The organism is Gelidibacter japonicus, assembly GCF_010725055.1.
In the GTDB taxonomy this organism is placed as follows: Bacteria; Bacteroidota; Bacteroidia; order Flavobacteriales; family Flavobacteriaceae; genus Gelidibacter; species Gelidibacter japonicus.
In genome coordinates this window covers 84,795-104,104 of sequence record NZ_BJKB01000015.1, presented here as the reverse complement: position 1 = coordinate 104,104, position 19,310 = coordinate 84,795, and the positions used below count along the sequence as shown (strand labels likewise).

General features: G+C 37.7%; 32 protein-coding genes. 31 read left to right on the top strand and 1 reads right to left on the bottom strand.

All coding sequences use genetic code 11. From position 1 onward, the window contains the following. Nucleotides 1-142: 142 nt before the first annotated feature. Entirely contained in the window at nt 143-1,768 is a 1,626-nt protein-coding gene (locus G6N06_RS14940; protein WP_163517588.1) for a BamA/TamA family outer membrane protein, read from the bottom strand. Between the two features lie 234 nt (nt 1,769-2,002). Here G6N06_RS14940 and rpsL point away from each other — a divergent pair, with 234 nt between their 5' ends. The 31 genes from rpsL to G6N06_RS14785 all read left to right on the top strand — a co-directional run bounded on the left by rpsL (nt 2,003) and on the right by G6N06_RS14785 (nt 19,185). Further along, entirely contained in the window at nt 2,003-2,377 is a 375-nt protein-coding gene (gene rpsL, locus G6N06_RS14935; RefSeq protein WP_027126027.1) for a 30S ribosomal protein S12, read from the top strand. Between the two features lie 92 nt (nt 2,378-2,469). Continuing rightward, nucleotides 2,470-2,946 carry a 30S ribosomal protein S7 gene (rpsG, locus tag G6N06_RS14930; RefSeq protein WP_163517587.1) on the top strand — a complete coding sequence of 159 codons (477 nt, stop codon included), beginning with the start codon at nt 2,470-2,472 and terminating at the stop codon, nt 2,944-2,946. Between the two features lie 3 nt (nt 2,947-2,949). Beyond that, nucleotides 2,950-5,076: an elongation factor G gene (gene fusA, locus G6N06_RS14925; protein ID WP_163517586.1), complete on the top strand. Its 2,127-nt coding sequence runs from the start codon at nt 2,950-2,952 to the stop codon at nt 5,074-5,076. A gap of 11 nt (nt 5,077-5,087) precedes the next feature. Further along, complete coding sequence (gene rpsJ, locus G6N06_RS14920; RefSeq protein ID WP_129018480.1) at nt 5,088-5,393, top strand: 30S ribosomal protein S10; 306 nt, start codon at nt 5,088-5,090, stop codon at nt 5,391-5,393. Between the two features lie 192 nt (nt 5,394-5,585). Continuing rightward, the gene (gene rplC, locus G6N06_RS14915; protein ID WP_163517585.1) at nt 5,586-6,200 is read left to right on the top strand and encodes a 50S ribosomal protein L3; all 615 of its coding nucleotides are present in this window, start codon (nt 5,586-5,588) and stop codon (nt 6,198-6,200) included. Further along, nucleotides 6,200-6,829, top strand: coding sequence for a 50S ribosomal protein L4 (rplD, locus tag G6N06_RS14910; RefSeq protein WP_163517584.1), 630 nt, complete (start codon nt 6,200-6,202; stop codon nt 6,827-6,829). Before rplC ends, rplD begins: the two co-directional genes overlap by 1 nt. Before the next feature lie 6 nt (nt 6,830-6,835). Next, nucleotides 6,836-7,126: a 50S ribosomal protein L23 gene (rplW, locus tag G6N06_RS14905; protein ID WP_163517583.1), complete on the top strand. Its 291-nt coding sequence runs from the start codon at nt 6,836-6,838 to the stop codon at nt 7,124-7,126. A 10-nt stretch (nt 7,127-7,136) separates the two neighbouring features. After that, on the top strand, nt 7,137-7,964 hold the full coding sequence (gene rplB / locus G6N06_RS14900; protein ID WP_163517582.1) for a 50S ribosomal protein L2: 828 nt from the start codon (nt 7,137-7,139) through the stop codon (nt 7,962-7,964). A 10-nt stretch (nt 7,965-7,974) separates the two neighbouring features. Continuing rightward, a complete protein-coding gene (gene rpsS, locus G6N06_RS14895) occupies nt 7,975-8,253 on the top strand; it encodes a 30S ribosomal protein S19 (RefSeq protein WP_163517581.1) in 279 nt (92 codons plus the stop codon). An 8-nt stretch (nt 8,254-8,261) separates the two neighbouring features. Further along, nucleotides 8,262-8,669 carry a 50S ribosomal protein L22 gene (rplV, locus tag G6N06_RS14890; RefSeq protein ID WP_163517580.1) on the top strand — a complete coding sequence of 136 codons (408 nt, stop codon included), beginning with the start codon at nt 8,262-8,264 and terminating at the stop codon, nt 8,667-8,669. A gap of 8 nt (nt 8,670-8,677) precedes the next feature. Further along, nucleotides 8,678-9,409 carry a 30S ribosomal protein S3 gene (gene rpsC, locus G6N06_RS14885; RefSeq protein ID WP_163517579.1) on the top strand — a complete coding sequence of 244 codons (732 nt, stop codon included), beginning with the start codon at nt 8,678-8,680 and terminating at the stop codon, nt 9,407-9,409. Between the two features lie 19 nt (nt 9,410-9,428). Then, on the top strand, nt 9,429-9,854 hold the full coding sequence (rplP, locus tag G6N06_RS14880; protein ID WP_163517578.1) for a 50S ribosomal protein L16: 426 nt from the start codon (nt 9,429-9,431) through the stop codon (nt 9,852-9,854). A 12-nt stretch (nt 9,855-9,866) separates the two neighbouring features. Next, the gene (rpmC, locus tag G6N06_RS14875) at nt 9,867-10,058 is read left to right on the top strand and encodes a 50S ribosomal protein L29 (protein WP_027126039.1); all 192 of its coding nucleotides are present in this window, start codon (nt 9,867-9,869) and stop codon (nt 10,056-10,058) included. 18 nt (nt 10,059-10,076) lie between these two features. Further along, complete coding sequence (rpsQ, locus tag G6N06_RS14870) at nt 10,077-10,334, top strand: 30S ribosomal protein S17 (RefSeq protein ID WP_013869035.1); 258 nt, start codon at nt 10,077-10,079, stop codon at nt 10,332-10,334. Between the two features lie 2 nt (nt 10,335-10,336). Continuing rightward, nucleotides 10,337-10,705 carry a 50S ribosomal protein L14 gene (gene rplN, locus G6N06_RS14865; RefSeq protein ID WP_129018488.1) on the top strand — a complete coding sequence of 123 codons (369 nt, stop codon included), beginning with the start codon at nt 10,337-10,339 and terminating at the stop codon, nt 10,703-10,705. A gap of 51 nt (nt 10,706-10,756) precedes the next feature. Further along, nucleotides 10,757-11,071, top strand: a complete 315-nt coding sequence (gene rplX, locus G6N06_RS14860) for a 50S ribosomal protein L24 (RefSeq protein ID WP_163517577.1) — start codon at nt 10,757-10,759, stop codon at nt 11,069-11,071. 2 nt (nt 11,072-11,073) lie between these two features. Next, nucleotides 11,074-11,625 carry a 50S ribosomal protein L5 gene (gene rplE / locus G6N06_RS14855; RefSeq protein ID WP_163517576.1) on the top strand — a complete coding sequence of 184 codons (552 nt, stop codon included), beginning with the start codon at nt 11,074-11,076 and terminating at the stop codon, nt 11,623-11,625. Between the two features lie 3 nt (nt 11,626-11,628). Next, nucleotides 11,629-11,898 carry a 30S ribosomal protein S14 gene (gene rpsN, locus G6N06_RS14850; RefSeq protein ID WP_163517575.1) on the top strand — a complete coding sequence of 90 codons (270 nt, stop codon included), beginning with the start codon at nt 11,629-11,631 and terminating at the stop codon, nt 11,896-11,898. A gap of 164 nt (nt 11,899-12,062) precedes the next feature. Further along, complete coding sequence (gene rpsH, locus G6N06_RS14845; protein ID WP_163517574.1) at nt 12,063-12,461, top strand: 30S ribosomal protein S8; 399 nt, start codon at nt 12,063-12,065, stop codon at nt 12,459-12,461. Nucleotides 12,462-12,473: 12 nt separating this feature from the next. Further along, nucleotides 12,474-13,016 carry a 50S ribosomal protein L6 gene (gene rplF, locus G6N06_RS14840; RefSeq protein ID WP_163517573.1) on the top strand — a complete coding sequence of 181 codons (543 nt, stop codon included), beginning with the start codon at nt 12,474-12,476 and terminating at the stop codon, nt 13,014-13,016. Nucleotides 13,017-13,026: 10 nt separating this feature from the next. Continuing rightward, on the top strand, nt 13,027-13,383 hold the full coding sequence (gene rplR, locus G6N06_RS14835) for a 50S ribosomal protein L18 (protein ID WP_163517572.1): 357 nt from the start codon (nt 13,027-13,029) through the stop codon (nt 13,381-13,383). A gap of 6 nt (nt 13,384-13,389) precedes the next feature. Continuing rightward, entirely contained in the window at nt 13,390-13,914 is a 525-nt protein-coding gene (rpsE, locus tag G6N06_RS14830; protein WP_163517571.1) for a 30S ribosomal protein S5, read from the top strand. Between the two features lie 11 nt (nt 13,915-13,925). Continuing rightward, nucleotides 13,926-14,108 carry a 50S ribosomal protein L30 gene (gene rpmD / locus G6N06_RS14825; protein ID WP_163517570.1) on the top strand — a complete coding sequence of 61 codons (183 nt, stop codon included), beginning with the start codon at nt 13,926-13,928 and terminating at the stop codon, nt 14,106-14,108. Between the two features lie 100 nt (nt 14,109-14,208). Next, nucleotides 14,209-14,661, top strand: coding sequence for a 50S ribosomal protein L15 (gene rplO / locus G6N06_RS14820; protein WP_163517569.1), 453 nt, complete (start codon nt 14,209-14,211; stop codon nt 14,659-14,661). 13 nt (nt 14,662-14,674) lie between these two features. Then, nucleotides 14,675-16,021 carry a preprotein translocase subunit SecY gene (gene secY, locus G6N06_RS14815; RefSeq protein WP_163517568.1) on the top strand — a complete coding sequence of 449 codons (1,347 nt, stop codon included), beginning with the start codon at nt 14,675-14,677 and terminating at the stop codon, nt 16,019-16,021. A gap of 108 nt (nt 16,022-16,129) precedes the next feature. Continuing rightward, nucleotides 16,130-16,345, top strand: a complete 216-nt coding sequence (infA, locus tag G6N06_RS14810) for a translation initiation factor IF-1 (RefSeq protein WP_027126052.1) — start codon at nt 16,130-16,132, stop codon at nt 16,343-16,345. A gap of 58 nt (nt 16,346-16,403) precedes the next feature. Continuing rightward, entirely contained in the window at nt 16,404-16,520 is a 117-nt protein-coding gene (gene ykgO / locus G6N06_RS14805; RefSeq protein ID WP_008269159.1) for a type B 50S ribosomal protein L36, read from the top strand. A gap of 2 nt (nt 16,521-16,522) precedes the next feature. Further along, entirely contained in the window at nt 16,523-16,897 is a 375-nt protein-coding gene (gene rpsM, locus G6N06_RS14800; RefSeq protein WP_163517567.1) for a 30S ribosomal protein S13, read from the top strand. Between the two features lie 105 nt (nt 16,898-17,002). Beyond that, the gene (rpsK, locus tag G6N06_RS14795) at nt 17,003-17,392 is read left to right on the top strand and encodes a 30S ribosomal protein S11 (protein ID WP_163517566.1); all 390 of its coding nucleotides are present in this window, start codon (nt 17,003-17,005) and stop codon (nt 17,390-17,392) included. Nucleotides 17,393-17,566: 174 nt separating this feature from the next. Continuing rightward, the gene (gene rpsD / locus G6N06_RS14790) at nt 17,567-18,172 is read left to right on the top strand and encodes a 30S ribosomal protein S4 (RefSeq protein WP_163517565.1); all 606 of its coding nucleotides are present in this window, start codon (nt 17,567-17,569) and stop codon (nt 18,170-18,172) included. 20 nt (nt 18,173-18,192) lie between these two features. Beyond that, nucleotides 18,193-19,185 (top strand): DNA-directed RNA polymerase subunit alpha, encoded by a 993-nt coding sequence (locus G6N06_RS14785; protein WP_163517564.1) that lies wholly within the window; start codon nt 18,193-18,195, stop codon nt 19,183-19,185. Nucleotides 19,186-19,310: the final 125 nt, after the last annotated feature.

The following is a 19,310-nucleotide window of genomic DNA, read 5'->3' as shown; positions in this document are numbered from 1 at the left end:
TATTAAACTAACTAAATCGATTGAGTGCATTGCGTTCCGTCCAAATGTCTGAAGGTTGAAGGCTGATTTGGTCAGGGTTTAGGTCGCGCAGATTTCTTGGAAATCCTGTTGATATCTATGAGCGCTTTATTATAAGGATTACTTAAAAAATTGCCGATAAACTGATATGTATTTTGGAGTTTGACAGTTTGATACTTTGATTTTCTGTGCTGCCATTGCTATAGTTCAATTTAAAAAGACCAGCTTGTGTGAGCACTCCAAATCCAAAACCCAATCCCAGAAGCTTGCTTTTTATGTCCAGGATCTGATTTTCGTAATAGGCGAGGTCAATAATCGAATTGACATAAAGATTGTTTGAAACCTTATAACGGTATTCTGTATTAAAGACCATATATAAATTGGCTGCCAAACTGTTTTCCTCAAAGCCTCTAATGGAATTGATCCCTCCAAACCGGAACAATTCGTTTTCAACATAAGTATCCGAATGTAAAATAGCAGTATTGATCTGCCCATAAATACTGTTCCTAAAATTAAGATTGACGATCTTGAAACTGTTCAGCTCCAATTTAGTTTGTGATTGGTCAGTGTCATCAATAAATCTATTGCCCATTCCAAAGGATACGTCAAACATAAAGTTAATCGGAAACAATTTGTCGTAACGCTGCGGCTCTGAATGATTGTAACTTAAATTGTAGAAGGTCGATTTAAAATCGTTAATGGTTAAGATGGGATTGTCCAATAAATTGGTAGATGCCTGCGTGTTAATTCCCAAAGCCACACTGTTTTTTGGATCAAATTGATAATCCATTTTGGCAAATTGCGTTGTGGTAACAAAAGAGGAATCCTTTTTAAAAATATTGAGACCCAGTTGTATTCCTATTGGCGACCCCAATATATAGGGGAGCTTTGCTTTGACATCAAACGTCTTTTGCTCGCTTTCATCACTTTTATAGAGCAATCGGAATGATTCTCCATAATTCAGATTGTTGATCAAGTTGAGGTTTAGGTAGCCGTCAAATTCTATTTTATCCGTATCAGTGTTCGTACCAAAGCCGAGGAACCCATCAAATGTATTGCTTTTCTGCTTTTCTACATATATATATAGTAAGGTAGAGTCTCTCGTGAACAGGACTTCTGGATCTTTTATCTGAGCGGCAAACTGTAAATTCTCTAAAGCCTCCGTTTTTTCCTTTATGGTTTTTAGATTGAAATCCTGCTTGCTCTTGATCTTCAGGTAGCGCTTCACAAACGATTTTGGAAATTTATCGTAGCCCTTAACAATAACCGTGTCGATTGTCCTTGGATGTTGCGCGACAATTTTTAAGTCGGCCAACAAAACACCCCCTTCCTTTTTGATATTGGTTAGTCGCGTGGTTGAAAAAGGATCGCCCGTGTTCGCAATCTCAGCGTTTAGCGTTTGTAGCGATGCCTCTAATGTATTAATGTCAACCTCAAAATAACGTTCTGCAATGGAATTGGATACTAATTTCAGGATTTTCGTATTAAAATCGGGATCAAAATATATTCTGGCCATGGTATAGTGCCCCCCTAAAAAGTAGGTGGCCACAAAAGATGAGTCGCTGGTCTTCTTAAGATCGAGCAACTTACTTTCCAAATAGCCTAAATGGGATAAGGAATTCGCAATTGAATTGACCTCTAGTTGAAGCGAATTAAAGTCGTCAAATTTCTGCTGATATTCCAAGGCCTCAAGTACGGTTGTCTCATCATCAGTGGTGCCAACAGCTTTGAGGGCTAAAGATTGAGCCATAAGGTTTGAAGAGGAGATCCATCCAATAAAAACTAAAAAAAAGAATGTTTTTAAGGTCATGTTATACTTAAACATCTTCAAAGCTAACGGAAAATTTTGTCTAAAAATATGTGCTATGTTAAATAATTAGCTAAAGAATTAAAAATTAATCACTATACATTTGAAAAAGAGAAATTATTTTCTACCTTTGCAGCCCTCAAAAGCGAGGAGTAAAATAAATTTATATAGAAATATATGCCAACAATTTCACAATTAGTACGAAAAGGAAGAACCAAAATAACCAAGAAGAGTAAATCGGTTGCCCTTGATTCGTGTCCACAAAGACGTGGTGTGTGTACTCGTGTTTACACGACGACACCTAAGAAACCTAACTCAGCAATGCGTAAGGTGGCAAGGGTTCGTTTGACAAACGGTAACGAGGTCAACGCATACATCGGCGGCGAAGGTCACAATCTTCAGGAGCACTCGATAGTATTGGTTAGAGGTGGAAGGGTAAAGGATTTGCCAGGAGTTAGATATCACATCGTTCGTGGTGCCTTAGACACAGCAGGTGTTACAGGTAGAACGCAACGTAGATCTAAGTACGGAACAAAACGCCCTAAGAAGTAAAACAAGTTAGGAGTTAAGGGTTATGAGTTGTAAGTGCGTAGCATTTAAGCGAATAACGATTAGCAATTAACAATTAAACTCAAAAAGAAGACATGAGAAAAAGAGCAGCAAAAAAGAGACCGCTTTTACCAGATCCACGTTTTAACGACCAGTTAGTAACTCGTTTTGTTAATATGATGATGTGGGATGGAAAGAAGTCTGTGGCTTTTAAAGTATTTTACGATGCAATTGACATTGTAGAATCAAAGAAAACTGACGACGAGAAAACAGCCTTGGAAACATGGAAAGATGCTTTATCTAACGTAATGCCTCACGTAGAAGTACGTAGCCGACGTGTTGGAGGTGCAACATTCCAAATCCCAATGCAGATTCGTCCAGACCGTAAAGTATCAACCGCAATGAAATGGATGATTACTTACGCCCGTAAAAGAAACGAAAAATCTATGCCAGCAAAACTTGCTGCTGAAATCTTAGCCGCAGCCAAAGAAGAAGGTGCTGCTGTTAAAAAACGCATGGATACACATAAAATGGCAGAAGCTAACAAAGCATTCTCACACTTTAGATTCTAATATATGGCAAGAGATTTAAAACTTACAAGAAATATAGGAATTGCAGCACATATTGATGCTGGAAAAACTACAACTACAGAACGGATCTTGTTTTATACCGGTGTTAACCATAAGTTAGGTGAAACTCACGAAGGGTCATCAACTATGGACTGGATGGAGCAGGAAGCAGAAAGAGGTATTACCATTACTTCTGCTGCAACGACTTGTGATTGGGTATTTCCAAAGGAAAATGGAGAACCAACAGAAGATGCTCAAAGCTACCATTTTAATATAATTGATACTCCAGGTCACGTTGATTTTACGGTTGAAGTCAACCGTTCATTACGTGTACTTGATGGGTTGGTCTTCTTGTTTAGTGCAGTTGATGGTGTTGAGCCACAGTCTGAAACTAACTGGAGGCTAGCTGACAACTATAAAGTACCAAGAATTGGGTTTGTCAATAAAATGGACCGTCAAGGTGCTAACTTTTTAGAAGTTAACAAACAGGTTAAAGAAATGCTTGGGTCTAATGCAGTGCCAATTGTATTGCCTATTGGAGACGAAGCTGACTTTAAAGGTGTTGTTGATTTAGTGAGAAATAGAGCCGTAGTATGGCACGATGAAAACTTTGGTTCAACATATGACGTGGTGCCGATTCCTGAAGACATGAAGGATGAAGTTCGTGAGTACAGAGCTTTGCTAATTGAAGAAGTAGCTACTTACGACGAGAACTTATTAGAGAAATTCATGGAAGATGAAGACTCTATTACTGAAGATGAAGTACACGCTGCGTTAAGAGCTGCGGTGATGGATATGGCCATTATACCAATGGTTTGTGGATCGTCATTCAAAAATAAAGGAGTTCAGTTTTTATTGGACGCTGTTTGTCGCTACTTACCTTCTCCAATGGATAGAGAAAGTGTTGTAGGGGTTAATCCAGATACAGAAAAAGAAGAGAGACGTAAACCAAGTGTTGCAGAACCTTTCTCAGCATTGGCATTTAAGATTGCTACGGATCCTTTTGTTGGTCGATTGGCTTTCTTTAGAGTTTACTCAGGACGTTTGGACGCAGGTTCTTATATCTTGAACAACCGTTCAGGAAAGAAAGAGCGTATCTCACGTATCTACCAAATGCACTCTAACAAACAAAATGCGATTGATTTTATCGAGGCGGGTGATATTGGAGCTGCAGTAGGATTTAAAGATATTAAGACTGGTGATACCATGTCTGATGAAAAACATCCAATTGTTTTAGAATCTATGGATTTCCCAGATCCGGTTATTGGTATCGCTGTGGAGCCAAAAACTAAAGCAGATGTTGATAAAATGGGGATGGCCTTGGCTAAATTGGCTGAAGAAGATCCAACGTTTACAGTAAGAACTGACGAAGCATCAGGACAGACTATTATTTCAGGGATGGGTGAGCTTCACTTAGATATTATTGTGGACCGTATGCGTCGTGAATTCAAAGTTGAAGTCAACCAAGGTGCACCGCAAGTTGAATATAAAGAAGCCATTACCCAAGCGGCTCAACATAGAGAGGTTTATAAAAAACAATCTGGTGGACGTGGTAAATTTGCTGATATCCAATTCACATTGGGTCCAGCTGATGAAGGTAAGGTAGGATTGGAGTTTATTTCTGAAATTAAAGGAGGTAATATTCCTAAGGAATTTATCCCTTCAATTGAAAAAGGATTTAAACAAGCTATGGTCAATGGTCCATTGGCGGGCTACGAAGTTGATGCAATGAAAGTGGTGTTGACAGATGGTTCTTACCATGATGTCGATTCTGATCAACTGTCATTTGAATTGGCGGCAAGAATCGGATTTAGAAATGCTGCAAAAGCTGCAAAAGCTGTTATAATGGAGCCTATCATGAAAATCGAGGTGATTACACCTGAGGAAAACATGGGTGATATTGTTGGAGATTTAAACCGAAGAAGAGGACAAGTGAGTGATATGGGTGATAGAGCTGGAGCTAAAACGGTTAAAGCTACTGTGCCATTATCTGAAATGTTTGGATATGTTACGACATTAAGAACATTGTCTTCAGGTCGTGCAACATCAACAATGGAATTTTCACATTATGCTGAAACACCTTCTAACATATCTGAAGAGGTGATTAAGGCAGCTAAAGGCGTCGAAGCTTAAATTATAAGAAAATGAGTCAAAAAATCAGAATAAAGCTAAAATCATACGATCACAGTTTAGTAGATAAATCTGCAGACAAGATTGTTAAAACAGTAAAAAGTACAGGCGCAGTTGTAACGGGACCGATTCCATTACCAACACACAAGAAAATTTTCACTGTACTACGTTCTCCACACGTCAACAAGAAAGCTAGAGAGCAGTTCCAATTAAGTTCTTACAAAAGACTTTTGGATATCTATAGCTCTTCATCAAAAACCATTGATGCTTTGATGAAGCTTGAATTGCCAAGTGGGGTAGAAGTAGAGATCAAAGTATAGTAAAGACGCAATGCATTGCGTCTCAACATGTCCTAAGCTGCGGGCGAGGGAAAAACGGTAAAAATACATTCAGGGCTGAAGTATTTTTCGGCCCTGAATATTTTGGATCCGTACGGACAAGTTTCGACTTGTCAGTGCAAACAAGCAAAAATTGAATAGTAAGTAATTAATAATAATCATTAAATAATAATTATGTCTGGGTTAATAGGAAAAAAGATCGGTATGACCAGCATCTTTGATGAAAACGGGAAAAACATTCCTTGTACAGTAATCGAAGCTGGACCATGTATCGTTACCCAAGTCAGAACCAAAGAGGTTGACGGGTATAGTGCTCTTCAACTTGGTTTCGATGACAAGACAGAGAAAAGCGCCACAAAAGCTGAAGCAGGTCATGCTAAGAAAGCCGGTACTTCTGTTAAAAGAAAAGTCGTTGAATTCCGAGGATTTGAAGAAAATTACAAATTAGGTGATGCCATCACTGTAGATCATTTCATCGAAGGTGAATATGTTGATATAACTGGTACTTCTAAAGGAAAAGGATTCCAAGGTGTCGTAAGACGTCACGGATTTGGTGGATCAGAAATGACCCATGGTCAGCAAAGTATGGGTAGAGCTCCTGGTTCTGTTGGTGCTGCTTCATATCCTGGAAGAATATTCAAAGGAAAGAAAATGGCCGGTAGAATGGGTGGCGAAAGAGTGAATGTTGAAAATTTAAGAGTTTATAAAGTAGTTCCTGAAAAGAACTTATTGGTGGTTAAAGGATGTGTTCCTGGCCATAAAAACTCTTATGTAATTATTCAGAAATAATGAAAGTAGCAGTTGTAGATGTAAACGGAAAAGACACAGGAAGAAAGGTTGAGCTTTCGGCTGATGTGTTTGCTATTGAACCTAATAACCATGCGGTTTACTTAGATGTTAAGCAATTTCTTGCTAACCAACGTCAAGGAACGCACAAGGCCAAGGAAAGAGCAGAAATCTCTGGAAGTACACGTAAGATCAAAAAACAGAAAGGTACTGGTACTGCACGTGCAGGATCAATCAAGTCTGGGATTTTCAGAGGTGGAGGACGTATGTTTGGTCCAAGACCAAAAAATTATAGCTTCAAATTGAACAAAGGACTTAAGCGCTTAGCGCGAAAATCGGCCTTGACAATGAAAGCTAAGGATGATGCAATCGTGGTGATGGAAGACTTCAATTTTGACTCTCCAAAAACCAAAAACTTCACTAACGTGTTGAAAGCGTTGGGAGTTGAGAATAAAAAATCTTTGTTTGTGTTGGGAGCGTCAAATAATAATGTATATTTGTCCTCACGTAATTTAAAAGGTTCTGACGTTGTAATGAATTCAGAATTAAGCACTTACAAAATTTTAAATGCAAACAAGTTAATCCTTTTGGAGAGCTCTTTAGAAGGTATCGAATCGAATTTAAGTAAATAAGGAAACATGAGTATCTTAATTAAACCTATAATCACTGAAAAAGCGACAGCTAATAGCGAGTTAAATAACTGCTATAGCTTCCAAGTGAATACGAAGGCGAACAAGGTTGAAATAAAAAAAGCGGTAGAAGCTGCTTATGGCGTTTCCGTTGAAAAAGTTCGTACTATAAATGTCCGTCCAGACAGAAGAACCCGTCACACAAAGACAGGTATTCAGGTTGGTAAAACAAATGCTGTCAAAAAAGCAATTGTACAACTGGCGGAAGGTGAATCTATTGATTTATACAGTAACATGTAATTAAAGACAAATGTCAGTAAGAAAATTAAAACCGATCACAGCAGGTCAGCGATTTAGAGTAGTCAATGGATATGACGCCATTACTACTGATAAGCCGGAAAAGAGTTTACTCGTTCCGAATAAAAGATCTGGTGGAAGAAACAGTCAAGGAAAAATGACCATGCGCCAAATAGGAGGCGGTCATAAAAAGAGATATCGTATCATCGATTTCAAGCGTAATAAACCTGGAATTCCAGCGGAGGTTGCATCAATCGAGTACGATCCAAACAGAACGGCATTTATCGCTCTTTTGAATTATCAAGATGGTGAAAAACGTTACATAATTGCTCAAGCGGGTTTAAACGTAGGGCAGAATGTAGTTTCTGGAACTGAGAATATTGCTCCAGAAATTGGAAATGCAATGACATTGAAGCATGTGCCACTCGGTACTATTATTTCATGTATTGAATTGCGTCCTGGACAGGGAGCAATCATGGCCAGAAGTGCTGGTTCATTCGCCCAATTGATGGCGAGAGATGGGAAATTCGCATCTGTGAAATTACCTTCTGGTGAAACCCGTTTGATACTTGTAGAATGTATGGCAACTATTGGTGCGGTGTCCAATCATGATCATCAATTGATTGTATCTGGTAAAGCAGGTAGATCAAGATGGTTAGGAAGACGTCCACGTGTAAGACCGGTAGCTATGAACCCTGTCGATCACCCAATGGGTGGTGGTGAAGGTCGTGCTTCAGGTGGTCATCCAAGATCAAGAAAAGGAATTCCAGCCAAAGGGTACAGAACACGTACTAGAACCAAGGCGAGCAACAAGTATATTGTAGAACGTAGAAAGAAATAATTGAGATAATATGGCACGTTCATTAAAAAAAGGACCTTACATCCATTATAAATTGAGTAAGAAAGTTGAAGAGAATGTAGCTTCAAACAAAAAGACGGTTATCAAAACGTGGTCTAGAGCCTCTATGATTTCACCGGATTTTGTTGGACAAACAATTGCTGTTCACAATGGTCGTCAATTTGTACCGGTTTATATAACTGAGAACATGGTAGGTCACAAATTAGGAGAATTTTCACCAACCCGATCGTTTAGAGGTCACGCAGGTGCAAAAAATAAAGGTAAAAAATAAGTAGAGCTATGGGAAGTCGTAAAAAACAAATGGCAGACGCTATTAAGGAAGAAAAAAAGCACATTGCTTTTGCTAAGCTTAATAACTGTCCTACATCACCGAGAAAAATGCGTTTAGTAGCGGATTTGGTTAGAGGACAAAAAGCTGAAATGGCTCTAAATATCTTAAGATTTAGCCCTAAAGAAGCATCTCGTCGATTAGAAAAATTGGTGCTTTCAGCAATTGCCAATTGGCAAGCTAAAAACGAAGACGCAAGCATTGAAGATGCTGACTTGTTCGTAAAAGAGATCAGAGTAGATGGTGGCGCAATGTTGAAAAGATTACGTCCAGCACCTCAGGGTCGTGCACACAGAATAAGAAAACGTTCCAACCACGTAACCGTGGTCATTGGAGCAAAAAATAACACACAAGCTTAAATAGAGATATGGGACAAAAGACAAATCCAATCGGAAATCGTTTAGGAATTATCAGAGGATGGGAATCTAACTGGTATGGTGGCAATGATTATGGAGATAAACTTGCTGAAGACGATAAGATTAGAAAATATGTTCACGCTCGTTTATCTAAAGCAAGTGTGTCAAGAGTAATTATTGAGCGTACGCTTAAACTTGTAACCGTTACTATCACTACGGCGCGTCCTGGTATCATTATCGGGAAAGGCGGTCAAGAGGTAGACAAGTTAAAAGAAGAACTCAAAAAAATTACTGATAAGGAAGTTCAATTGAACATCTTCGAGATCAAGAGACCAGAATTGGATGCATTTTTAGTGGCATCTAGCGTTGCTCGACAAATCGAGAATCGTATTTCGTACAGACGTGCCATCAAAATGGCAATTGCTGCTACAATGCGTATGAACGCTGAAGGAATCAAGATTCAAATTAGTGGTCGTTTGAACGGTGCTGAGATGGCACGTTCTGAGCACTACAAAGAAGGAAGAATTCCATTATCGACGTTTAGAGCCGATATTGACTATGCTTTAGTTGAGGCACATACTACTTACGGTAGATTGGGTGTTAAGGTGTGGATCATGAAAGGTGAAGTGTATGGTAAAAGAGAGCTTTCACCGTTGGTTGGTTTATCCAAAAAACAAGGTGGCAAAGGAGGATCTGATGCACCAAGACGTGGTGGGAACAACAAGGCCCGTCGTAGAAAGTAATTTTTAAAGTAAAAGAAAAATGTTACAACCTAGAAAGACAAAATTCCGTAAGCAGCAAAAAGGCCGCATGAAAGGAAATACCGGTAGAGGACATGAACTTTCAAATGGGATGTTCGGTATAAAATCGGTTCACGAAACAGGAATGTTTTTGACATCTCGTCAAATTGAAGCAGCTCGTATTGCAGCTACACGTTATATGAAAAGAGAAGGGCAACTTTGGATCAAAATATTTCCAGACAAGCCTATCACCAAAAAGCCTCTTGAAGTACGTATGGGTAAGGGTAAAGGTGCTGTAGAATATTGGGTAGCAGTAGTAAAACCTGGTAGGGTTATGTTTGAAGTAGGTGGCGTGCCAATAGACGTGGCAAAAGAAGCATTGCGTTTGGCTGCTCAAAAATTACCTGTAAAAACAAAATTCGTAATCGCCAGAGATTACGGTGTTTAATAATAAGATATTATGAAGCAATCAGAAATTAAACAGCTTTCTACAGCTGAATTACAAGATAAGTTAGGTGAAACTAAAAAGAGTTATGCTGACCTGAATATGGCTCATGCTATCTCTCCATTAGAAAATCCGATTCAATTACGCAACGTCAGACGTTCTGTAGCAAGAATTGCAACCGAATTAACTAAAAGAGAAGTACAATAATTTGTATTCCGCTGAAAGATGGAAAAAAGAAATTTAAGAAAAGAACGTATAGGAGTTGTAACTAGTAACAAAATGATGAAATCCATCGTTGTTGCCGAAGTTAAAAAGGTAAAACATCCTATGTATGGAAAATTCGTGTTGAAAACGAAAAAATACGTTGCGCACGATGAGACAAATGACTGTAACATTGGAGATACGGTAAAGATCATGGAAACACGACCTTTAAGTAAATCTAAATGTTGGAGACTAGTAGAAATAATTGAAAGAGCTAAGTAATTATGTTACAACAAGAATCAAGATTAAAAGTAGCTGATAACACTGGAGCAAAGGAAGTATTGACTATCCGTGTTCTTGGTGGCACTAAAAGAAGATATGCTTCTTTAGGTGACAAGATAGTTGTTTCTGTAAAAGATGCAACACCTAATGGTAACATCAAAAAAGGAGCTGTTTCTACGGCTGTTGTTGTACGTACCAAAAAGGAGGTAAGACGCCCAGACGGATCATACATCAGATTCGATGATAATGCTTGTGTTCTTTTAAATCCGCAAGGAGAAATGAGAGGCACACGTGTTTTCGGACCTGTAGCAAGAGAACTTCGTGATAAGCAATTCATGAAAATTGTATCATTGGCACCTGAAGTGCTGTAAAAACGCCAGATGTTGCGTTTCAACAGCTAAGCATTTCAAAAAAAGATAAAAATGACGACAAAGTTTAAAATAAAATCAGGAGATACAGTACAAGTCATTGCCGGAGACCATAAAGGTACCGAAGGTAAAGTTGTAAAGATCTTAAAGGATAAAAACAAGGCAATCGTTGAAGGTGTGAACATGGTTAAGAAACATACTAAACCAAGTGCACAAAACCCGCAAGGTGGCATTGTAGAAAAAGAAGCGCCTATTCATATTTCCAACTTATCACTTTTGACCAAAAAAGGTGAGACAACACGCGTTGGCTATAGAATGGAAGGCGATAAAAAAGTGAGATTTTCTAAAAAATCAAATGAAGTAATTTAGTTATGGCATATATTCCAAGATTAAAACAAGAGTACAAGGAAAAAGTAATTTCCGCTCTTACAGAAGAATTCGGATATAAAAACGTAATGCAAGTACCTAAACTTCAAAAGATAGTCATATCAAAAGGAGTGGGCGCTGCCGTTGCCGATAAAAAATTAGTGGATCATGCAGTGGACGAGTTGACCAAAATTTCTGGTCAGAAAGCTGTCCCTACAGTATCTAAAAAAGATATCGCATCGTTTAAATTACGTAAGGGTATGCCAATTGGCGCTAGAGTGACATTACGCGGAGAGCAAATGTATGAGTTTCTAGACCGTTTGGTAACAGCAGCATTACCAAGGGTAAGAGACTTCAATGGTATTAAAGCCAGTGGATTTGATGGCCGAGGTAATTATAACCTAGGGATTACGGAGCAAATCATCTTCCCTGAAATTGATATTGATAAAGTCAATAATATTTCTGGAATGGATATTACCTTTGTGACTTCAGCTGATACAGATAAAGAAGCAAAATCGCTATTAACAGAATTGGGTTTACCTTTTCAAAAGAATTAAGATATGGCTAAAGAATCAATGAAAGCCCGTGAGGTGAAAAGACAGAGAATGGTAGATAAGTATGCCGACAAACGCAAAGCTTTAAAAGAAGCTGGCGATTATGAAGGCCTACAGAAATTACCACGAAATGCATCACCTGTACGTTTGCATAACCGTTGTAAACTGACCGGAAGACCAAGAGGATATGTTCGTATTTTCGGAATCTCTCGTGTAATGTTACGCGAAATGGCAAATCAAGGGTTGATACCAGGAGTGCGCAAAGCATCTTGGTAGAAACACAATGCCTTGTGTTTCTAACACAGTGCGATAAATCGCATTGTAGTGAGGCGATGAACCGCATCTCAGATGTTCAACATTTTATTTGTACATCATAATAAGAGTATAAACTGGGCAAAGGTTTGGAAAGAACCAAAAACCACGTCCGCAATTTAATATAAATGAATACAGATCCAATCGCAGATTATCTAACGCGAGTTAGAAATGCAGTAATGGCCAACCACAGAGTAGTTGAGATTCCTGCATCCAATCTTAAAAAAGAAATCACTAAAATATTATTCGACCAAGGATATATTTTAAGTTACAAGTTTGACGACTCTTCAGTACAAGGCACTATCAAGATAGCCCTTAAGTACAACAAAGAGACTAAAGAACCTGTTATCAGAGAAATTCAAAGATTAAGTAAACCAGGTTTACGTAAATACGCAAGCTCAAGTGAAATGCCAAGAATCCTTAACGGACTTGGAATTGCAATTGTCTCTACTTCTCACGGAGTAATGACAGGAAAGCAAGCGCATAGAGCGAATGTTGGTGGTGAGTTATTGTGCTACGTTTACTAAAAAAGGGAAGATATGTCAAGAATAGGAAATAATCCAATAGCAATCCCAAAAGGGGTTACCGTAGACGTCAAAGACAACGTAATTACCGTTAAGGGAAAGTTGGGTGAATTAACTCAGGAATTTTCAAACGTTGAAATTACAGTCAAAGATGATGAAGTGTCAGTAGCACGTCCATCAGACAGTAAGGAAGCAAGAACCAACCATGGTCTTTACAGATCATTGGTTAATAATATGGTACATGGAGTATCTGAAGGTTGGACCAAACAATTGGAATTGGTAGGTGTAGGTTATAGAGCTACAAACCAAGGACAAAAATTGGATTTGGCTTTAGGATTCTCTCATAACATCGTTTTATCTGTAGCGCCAGAAGTTAAAGTGGAAACGATTTCAGAAAAGGGAAAGAATCCAATAGTAAAGTTAACTTCACATGACAAACAATTGGTAGGACAGGTTGCAGCGAAGATTCGTAGTTATAGAAAACCTGAACCTTACAAAGGAAAAGGAATTAAGTTTGTAGGAGAAGAATTAAGAAGAAAAGCAGGTAAATCAGCATAATCGTTTAGTTATGGCATTGACAAAAAATCAAAGAAGATTAAGAATAAAGAGCAGAATCCGAAAGATTGTTTCTGGAACAGAAACAAGACCTCGTTTGGCTGTGTATAGAAGCAATAAAGAAATTTATGCTCAAATTATAGACGATGTAACTGGTAATACTATTAGTGCTGCATCTTCAAGAGATAAAGATATTAGTTCTGCAAAAGGAACCAAATCAGAAATTGCTGCCCTTGTAGGGAAAGCGCTTGGTGAAAAAGCATTGAAAGCCGGTGTAGAAACGATCTCTTTTGATAGAGGTGGTTATCGCTATCACGGAAGAGTAAAATCGTTAGCAGATGGTGCTAGAGAAGCAGGACTAAAATTTTAAGACATTATGTATCGAAAATATAAAAACGCAGAATTAGTAAAGCCAAGTGGTTTAGACCTTAAAGATCATCTTATAGGGGTTCAAAGAGTTACTAAAGTTACTAAAGGTGGTAGAGCATTCGGATTTTCAGCTATTGTTGTAGTTGGAGATGAAGCAGGTGTTGTTGGACAAGGTTTAGGGAAATCTAAAGATGTGGCAACGGCTATTGCTAAAGGTATTGAAGATGCCAAGAAAAACTTGGTAAGAATTCCACTTCTTAGAAAGACTTTACCTCACGAACAAAAAGGTAAGTACGGCGGAGCAAGAGTAAATATTATTCCAGCTACTGAAGGTACCGGAGTAATTGCTGGTGGAGCTGTAAGAACTGTTTTGGAGGCAGTAGGTATCCAGGACGTATTATCAAAATCGCAAGGATCTTCTAACCCTCATAACGTAGTAAAAGCAACTTTTGATGCCTTGCTGCAGTTGAGAAGCGCAAAATCTGTTGCCCAGGATAGAGGAATTTCACTTGAGAAAGTATTTAACGGTTAATCAATACAATAATGGCAAAGATTAAAGTAAAAAAAGTAAAGAGTGCTATCAACCGTACGTCAAAGCAAAAGAGAATATTGGAATCTTTGGGTTTGCGTAAAATGAATCAGGTTGTTGAGCATGACGATACGCCAAGTATCCTTGGAATGATTAATAAAGTTCAACATTTAGTTTCTGTAGAAGAAATTAATTAACAATATGCTTTCAATTTTATTAAAGGTTTAACGATTTATTCAATCTGACCTTAGGATAAAATAGAATTGAACAGATTAAACAAAATAATACAGCATAACAATGGATTTAAGTAATTTAAAACCGGCTGAAGGGTCAGTTAAAAATCAAGGCAAAAGAATAGGTAGAGGACAAGGTTCTGGAAAAGGTGGTACCGCAACTCGTGGACACAAAGGAGCTAAATCGCGTTCTGGTTATTCTAAGAAATTAGGTTTTGAAGGAGGACAAATGCCACTTCAAAGACGTGTGCCTAAGTTTGGATTTACAAATGTCAATCGTGTAGAATATCAAGGTGTAAATCTTGATACCTTACAACAATTGGTGGATGATAAAGTCATTAAGGATACTGTTGATTTGGTGACACTTTTAGAACTAGGTCTTGTTGGCAAGAATGATCTTGTTAAAATATTAGGCCGTGGTGAGTTAACATCAAAATTAACCGTAACTGCTCATAAATTTACTGCTTCAGCAAAAGCTGCTATTGAAGCTGCAGGAGGAGAAGCTGTAACTTTATAAGATCGTTTAGAGGATGAAATTTATAGAGACTTTAAAAAATGTTTGGAAAATAACAGAACTAAAAGATAGAATCATGCTTACGCTTGGTCTACTTTTAGTTTATCGTTTTGGTGCTCAAGTCGTTTTACCAGGTATTGATGCAAGTCAATTGGGAGAGTTGGCCAGTAATACGGATCAAGGTATTTTAGGGCTTCTAAATGCCTTTACGGGTGGAGCTTTTGCTAATGCCTCTGTATTTGCCTTAGGGATTATGCCATACATTTCAGCTTCAATTGTTGTTCAATTAATGGGAATCGCAATTCCTTACCTTCAAAAATTACAGAAGGATGGGGCGAGTGGCCAAAAGAAGATTACTCAAATAACACGTTGGTTGACCATTGCTATCTGTTTGGTACAAGCACCAGGATATTTGGCAAGTTTACCAGCTTTGGGTATTCCTACATCGGCATTTTTATTGGGAACTGGAACGATGTTTTATGTGTCTTCAGTAATTATATTGGTTACTGGATGCGTTTTTGCCATGTGGTTGGGTGAAAAGATTACTGATAAAGGAATTGGTAATGGGATCTCATTATTAATTATGGTTGGTATCATTGCACGTATGCCTGCATCATTTGTTCAGAACTTTGCTTCTAGAGTAGAGGGTGGTGGAAACGGTGGCTTAATGATGGTGTTGATCGAATTGGTAATTTGGTTCGTGATCATCTTACTATCCATCATGTTGGTCATGGGCGTTCGTAAGATTGCCGTCCAATACGCACGTCGTACGGCTTCTGGTGGTTACGAGAAGAATGTGTTTGGATCAAGACAGTTCTTGCCTTTAAAATTGAATGCATCTGGAGTAATGCCAATTATCTTTGCACAGGCAATTATGTTTGTCCCTACCTTAATTGGTAAAGGACTGGGTGAAGGACCTGTTGGACAATGGTTACAGACCAATTTCAACGACTTTTTTGGTCTTTGGTACAATATCGTATTTGGATTGTTGATTATCGTGTTTACGTATTTCTACACCGCCATTACTGTGCCAACCAATAAAATGGCTGATGATTTAAAACGTAGTGGTGGATTTATACCTGGAATTAGACCAGGAACTGAAACTTCTGAATATTTAGATAAAATAATGTCTCAGATAACCTTACCAGGTTCCATATTTTTGGCAATGATTGCTGTGTTCCCAGCGGTTGTCGTAAAATTGATGGGCGTACAGGATGGTTGGGCATTGTTTTTTGGAGGTACATCATTATTGATTATGGTAGGAGTTGCAATAGACACGATGCAACAGGTCAATTCATATCTGTTGAACAAACACTATGACGGCTTAATGAAAACCGGCAAGAATAGAAAAGCAATAGCTTAAAAGAGGATAGAAGTTAGACGTTAGATGTTAGAAGTGAGTTGTGCTCATACAAATCAATTTTAAGTAAAGCTCCCAAATAACTAATAACTAATAACTAATAATTTAAAAATGGCAAAACAAGCAGCAATAGAACAAGACGGATCAATCATTGAAGCATTATCGAATGCTATGTTCCGTGTTGAATTGGAAAATGGACACATTGTAACAGCGCATATTTCTGGTAAAATGCGTATGCATTACATTAAATTGTTACCAGGAGACAAAGTAAAATTGGAAATGAGCCCTTATGATTTATCAAAGGCTCGCATAACTTATAGGTACTAATTAAGATTGAAATCGAAAGGTTCCGACTAAACAGTATAGAACTAATAACAAAAAACAGATGAAAGTAAGAGCATCAGTTAAAAAGAGAAGCGCAGACTGTAAACTAGTGCGCAGAAAAGGTAGACTTTACGTCATTAACAAAAAGAATCCTAGATTCAAACAAAGACAAGGATAGATATGGCAAGAATTGCAGGTGTTGATATACCAAAACAAAAAAGAGGAGTAGTCTCTTTAACTTACATCTATGGAATAGGTGCAAGCAGAGCAAAAGACATTTTGGCCCAAGCTAAGGTTGATGAAAACACAAAGGTTCAAGACTGGACTGATGATGAAATCAGCAATATCCGTGAGGCAGTAGGCGCTTTAACAATTGAAGGTGAGTTACGTTCTGAAATTCAATTAAACATTAAGCGATTAATGGATATTGGATGTTACAGAGGTATCCGTCATAGAGTTGGACTTCCATTGAGAGGTCAGCGTACAAAAAACAACTCTAGAACCAGAAAAGGAAGAAGAAAAACTGTTGCTAACAAGAAAAAGGTAACTAAATAATAACAAGACATTAGTCATTAGTAATTAGACGTTAGATGAATCTGCCTGAAATGTAAAAGTCTAGGATTCTAACAACTAAAAGCTAACAACTAGAAACTAAAAATTATGGCAAAGTCAAGTACAAAAGTTAAAAAGCGTAAGGTTATTGTTGAAGCAAATGGAGAAGCCCATATCGCTGCTTCATTCAACAACATCATTATTTCTTTGACAAACAAAAAAGGTGATGTCGTTTCTTGGTCATCAGCAGGTAAAATGGGCTTTAGAGGTTCTAAGAAGAATACTCCGTATGCAGCTCAAGTAGCCGCTGAAGATGCTGCAGCTGTAGCAAGAGAAGCTGGACTGAAGAAAGTAAAGGTATATGTTAAAGGACCAGGAAACGGAAGAGAATCTGCTATCCGTTCTATCCATAATGCAGGTATTGAAGTAACAGAAATTATTGACGTTACACCATTGCCACATAACGGATGTCGTCCTCCTAAACGTAGACGTGTATAATTTATATTATATATAGAATTAATATCAATCACATAAAGTGGTTGATATTAGTTTTTTATATGTAAATTTGCAAACTGAAAAAAATAATAAACAAGTATCAACGAGAGATCACTGTTTATCGAAGGATAGATTAAGACCTTAATTCATAAGCACTCTCATAATTAAATTTAAGAAATGGCAAGATATACTGGTCCTAAAACTAAAATAGCCCGAAAATTCGGTGAAGCTATTTTCGGAGATGATAAGGCTTTCGAAAAAAGAAACTATCCTCCAGGTCAACACGGTGCAAACAAGCGTCGTGGAAAAAAATCTGAATACGCTCTCCAGTTAATGGAAAAGCAAAAAGCTAAATATACCTATGGTATTTTAGAAAAGCAATTCAGAAACATGTTTAAAAAAGCAACTGCTGCACGAGGTATTACCGGTGAAGTATTGTTACAATTATGTGAATCTCGTTTGGATAACGTGGTTTACCGATTGGGATTGTCACCTTCAAGAAGTGGTGCACGCCAATTAGTTTCACACAGACATATCACTGTTAACGGAGATATTGTAAACATTCCTTCCTACCAATTGAAAGCAGGTGACGTCATTGCTGTAAGAGAAAAATCGAAATCTCTTGAAGTCATCCAAAATGCACTAGCAAATTCTAGCAACGTGTACGAGTGGATGACCTGGAACAATGAAACTAAACAAGGAACTTTCGTTTCAGTTCCTGAAAGAGTTCAAATTCCGGAAAATATCAACGAGCAATTTATCGTCGAATTATACTCTAAATAATAACTGATACAAAACGCACTATGGCAATATTAAATTTTCAAAAGCCCGACAAAGTCATTATGATTGATTCAACTCCTTTTGAAGGGAAGTTTGAATTTAGACCTTTAGAACCAGGCTATGGATTAACAGTAGGTAATGCTTTAAGAAGAGTTTTGTTGTCTTCTTTGGAAGGCTTTGCTATAACATCTGTGAGAATTGAAGGTGTTGATCACGAATTTTCAACAATTGCCGGCATAGTTGAGGATGTCACTGAAATTATTTTGAACTTAAAGCAAATTAACTTTAAGCGTCAAATCGATGAAGTTGATAACGAAACCGTTACCATTTCCATTTCAGGACAAGAACAAATTACTGCCGGAGATTTTCAGAAATTCATCTCAGGATTTCAGGTGTTGAACAAAGATTTGGTCATCTGTAATTTAGATGCTAAAGTGAGCATCAACATGGAGTTGACCATTGAAAAGGGTAGAGGATATGTTCCTGCAGAAGAGAATAAAAAAGCATCTGCACCAATCGGAACCATCTTTACAGATTCAATTTTCACACCAATAAACAATGTGAAATATGCGGTTGAAAACTACCGTGTTGAGCAAAAAACAGATTACGAAAAATTAATTTTCGAAATTATTACTGACGGATCAATCAATCCTAAGGATGCATTGACTGAAGCAGCTAAGATTCTAATCCATCACTTCATGCTATTCTCTGACGAGCGTATCACATTAGAAGCCGATGAAATTGCACAAACAGAAACTTATGATGAAGAATCACTTCACATGAGACAACTATTGAAAACCAAATTGGTTGATTTGGATCTTTCAGTACGTGCTCTTAACTGTCTAAAAGCTGCAGAAGTAGATACTTTGGGAGATTTAGTGTCTTACAATAAAAATGACTTAATGAAATTTAGAAACTTCGGAAAGAAATCCTTGACAGAACTAGAAGAATTAGTAGGAGGAAAAGGTTTGAACTTCGGAATGGATTTAAGTAAATACAAATTAGATAAAGACTAAATACTATTAGATTTACGATTCGCGATTTCAGAATAGGGAAATCGTGAATCGTACGTCGCAAATCAAAAATCATTAATCGCTTCATAGTTTGCTCCTCAAAATGGGTTGTAGCAAGATGAAGGTTA